Raw genomic sequence first — 3485 nt, 5'->3', positions numbered from 1 at the left:
TGGAGTGCTCGGCGGGCTGGGTGCCGGAGATTTCGCAATCGACGCCGCGTTGGCTGAAGCGGCTGGGCGATACGGCGCCGTACCTGGTGATGACCGGGGTGAAGATGCTGGGACCGATGTCGCGGGCGTTCACGCTTCGCATCGACGGGCAGGAGTTCGATGGGCGGTACAACTCGGTGAGCGTGCACAACATGGAGCTGTGGGGCGGCGACCTGGTGGCGGCTCCCGGCGCGGCACCGGATGACGGGCTGTTCGACGTGATTCGCTGGGGTGATCTCGGCCGGCGGGCGGTCCTCAAGGCGGTCGATGGGCAGCGCAAGGGCGGGGTGCACCTGGAGATGGAGGGGATCGACCGGCACCCGGCCAAGGTAGTGGAGCTCTCTTCGCCGAAGCCGACCCGGCTCGATCTGGACGGGGAGGCCGGGGGCTACCTGCCCGCGCGCATCGAGATGGTGCCGGGGGCGATCCGGTTCGCGGCGCCGCCCGGCGGGGGCCGGTAGCGGCGGGGCGTCGCTGGACCTACACTGGCAAAGCGAACGCGCCCCTGCCGGGGCGGGATCTCTGCGTACGAAGGAACTGGAAAGGGAAGGTTGTTCGATGCGTGAAGTTGTGATTGTCGATGCGGTGCGGACGCCGCTGGGCCGCCGCGGCGGCGTGCTGAGCAAGAACCACCCGGTCGAGACCTCGGCGCTGCTGCTGCAGGCGCTGGCCGAGCGGAACGGGATGGACCCGGCGATCGTCGATGACGTGATTTACGGGTGCGTTTCGGAGGTTGGGGCGCAGTCGACCAACCTCGCCCGGAACATCGTGCTGACGGCCCGCTGGCCGTACACGATCCCGGGCGTGACGCTGGACCGGCAGTGCAGCTCGAGCCAGCAGGCGGTGCACTTTGCGGCGAACCAGATTGCCTCGGGGGTGCACGATGTGGTAGTGGCCGGCGGCACGGAGTGGATGTCGCAGATCCCGCTGGGCGCGAACATCGGCCAGGGGCTGGGCTACCCGTTCACCCAGGCGATGCGCGAGCAGTACGACCTGAGCAGCCAGGGCATCGCGGCCGAGCGAATCGCGGAGAAGTGGGGCATCACCCGCGAGGAGGCGGATGAGTTCGCGGTCGAGAGCCAGGAGAAGGCCGCGCGGGCGCAGAAGGAGGGCCGCTTCAAGAACGAGATGATCCCGGTGCCGGGCAAGAAGAAGATCAAGAAGGAGGACGGCACCGAGGACTGGGAGGATGCCATCATCGACTTCGACGAGGGCATCCGGCCGGGGACGACGGTGGAGGTGCTCGCGACGCTGAAGCCGAGCTTCAAGGAGAACGGCGTCCACCATGCAGGCAACTCGAGCCAGATTACGGACGGCTCGGCGGCGGTGCTGCTGACGCACCCGGAGAAGGCGAAGGAGATGGGCTGGAAGCCCCGTGCGCGGATCGTCTCGCAGGCGGTGGTTGGCTCGGACCCCGAGCTGATGCTGACCGGCCCGATCACGGCGACGCCGCTGGCGCTGCAGCGGGCCGGGCTGACGATGCGCGATATCGACCTGTTCGAGATCAATGAGGCGTTCGCGAGCGTGGTCCTGGCGTGGAAGCGCGAGCTGAACCCGGACATGTCGAAGGTGAACGTGAACGGCGGCGCGATTGCGCTCGGGCACCCGACGGGCTGCACCGGCGCGCGCCTGTTCGCGACGCTGGTGAACGAGCTGGAGCGCACGGGCGGCCGCTACGGCCTGATCACGATGTGCGTGGGCGGCGGCATCGGCACCGCCACCGTGATCGAGCGGCTCGACTAATCGCGCCGCAGCGCAACAACGGGACGGGGCGGCCCTGCGGGGCCGCCCCGTTGTGTGTGCGTGCCGTTTTGGCGCTCAGCGGGCGGGCGCCGCCTCGGGCTGGAGGATGAAGCCTTCGTAGCCGTTGGCGGCTACCTCGGCGCACTTCTGGGCGTAGACGCCGACGCCCCCGATGTAGGGCATGAAGACGCGCGGCTTGCCGGGGACGTTGGCTCCGATGTACCAGGAATTCGCCATTGGGTAGAGGGTGAGGTTGGCGACCTCGTTGACGTGGTCGACCCAGGCGTCCTCGGCCTGCACGGAGGGTTCGATGGCGGCGATGTCGCGCTCGCGGAGGTACTCGAGGCAATCGGTGACCCAGTCCACGTGCTGCTCGATGGAGACGATCATGTTCGAGAGCACGGAGGGGCTGCCGGGCCCGGTGATGGTGAACATGTTGGGGAAGCCGGCGACCTGGATGCCGAGGTAGCTGCGCGGGCCGTGCTCCCACTTCTTGCGGAGTTCGAGGCCGTTGCGGCCGCGGATGTCGATGCGGAGGAGGGCGCCGGTCATGGCATCGAAGCCGGTGGCGAAGACGATGGCGTCGAAGGTGAACTCCTCTTCGGTGGTGCGGAGGCCCTGCGGGGTGATTTCGACGATGGGGGTCTCCTTGAGGGAGACGAGGCGGACGTTGGGGCGGTTGAAGGTTTCGTAGTAGGCGATATCGACACAGAGGCGCTTGGTGCCGAAGGGGTACTCGCGCGGGCAGAGGAGGTCGGCGGTGCGCGGGTCCTTCACGATTTCGCGGATCTTGGAGCGGACGAACTCGGCGGCGGTTTCGTTGGCTTCGAGGCTGATGACGAGGTCGTTGAAGGCGCCGCCGATGGCGAAGCCGCCGGCCTGCCAGCGGCGCTCGTATTCGGCGCGGCGCTCCTCTTCGCTGACGGCGAGGGCGGAGGTGTCGTTGAGGGGGAGGCCGAGGATGCCGGCCGATGTTTGGCGGGCTTCGGCGCGGAGGCGCTGGATTTCGGCGGCGACGGCAGCGTTGGCCGCCTCATCGATGAGCGTGTTCTGCGCGGGTACGCTGAAATTGGGGGTGCGCTGGAAGACGGTGAGGTGCTCGGCCTGGCGCGCGATGAGGGGGATGGACTGGATGGCGGAGGAGCCGGTGCCGATGACGGCGACGCGCTTGCCGGTGAAATCGACGCCTTCGTGGGGCCAGGCGCCGGTGTGGTAGGACTCGCCCTGGTAGCTTTCGAGGCCGGGATACTCGGGCATCTTGGGCACGGAGAGGCAGCCGGTGGCCATGACGAGGAAGCGGCAGGCGTAGCGGTCGCCGCGGTCGGTGAAGACGTTCCAGCGGTTGGCGGCATCGTCGTAATGGGCGGCGGTGACGCGAGTGGAGAACTGGATATCGCGCTTGAGGTCGTAGCGGTCGGCGACGAATTCGATGTAGCGGAGGATTTCGGGCTGGGTGGCGTAGCGCTCGGTCCAGCGCCATTCGCGGGCGAGGTCGGGGTCGAAGCCGTACTGGTACTGGAGGGATTCGATGTCGCAGCGGGCGCCGGGGTAGCGGTTCCAGTACCAGGTGCCGCCGACGCCGTCGCCGGCTTCGATGACGCGCGCGGAGAAGCCGGCGCGCCGCAGGCGGAGGAGCTGGTAGAGGCCGGCGAAGCCCGCGCCGACGATGATGGCGTCGAACGAGGTTCCAGGGGCGGGTGATG

3 protein-coding genes are annotated in these 3485 nt (G+C 68.4%); 2 read left to right on the top strand and 1 reads right to left on the bottom strand.

Features of this window, described 5'->3' with window-relative positions:
* A partial coding sequence (locus VAE46_RS02730; protein ID WP_322795377.1) for a hypothetical protein occupies window positions 1-500 on the top strand: 500 nt, incomplete at its 5' end.
* Window positions 501-597: 97 nt separating this feature from the next.
* Window positions 598-1782 carry a thiolase family protein gene (locus tag VAE46_RS02725; protein WP_322795376.1) on the top strand — a complete coding sequence of 395 codons (1185 nt, stop codon included), beginning with the start codon at window positions 598-600 and terminating at the stop codon, window positions 1780-1782.
* A 75-nt stretch (window positions 1783-1857) separates the two neighbouring features.
* Here the strand turns inward: VAE46_RS02725 and VAE46_RS02720 are convergent.
* A partial coding sequence (locus VAE46_RS02720) for an NAD(P)/FAD-dependent oxidoreductase (RefSeq protein WP_322795375.1) occupies window positions 1858-3485 on the bottom strand: 1628 nt, incomplete at its 5' end.

This window comes from Tepidiforma sp., from assembly GCF_034433535.1.
GTDB lineage: Bacteria > Chloroflexota > Dehalococcoidia > Tepidiformales > Tepidiformaceae > Tepidiforma.
Note: the sequence above shows the minus strand (reverse complement) of the source record. Positions and strands in the feature narration are given on the sequence as shown.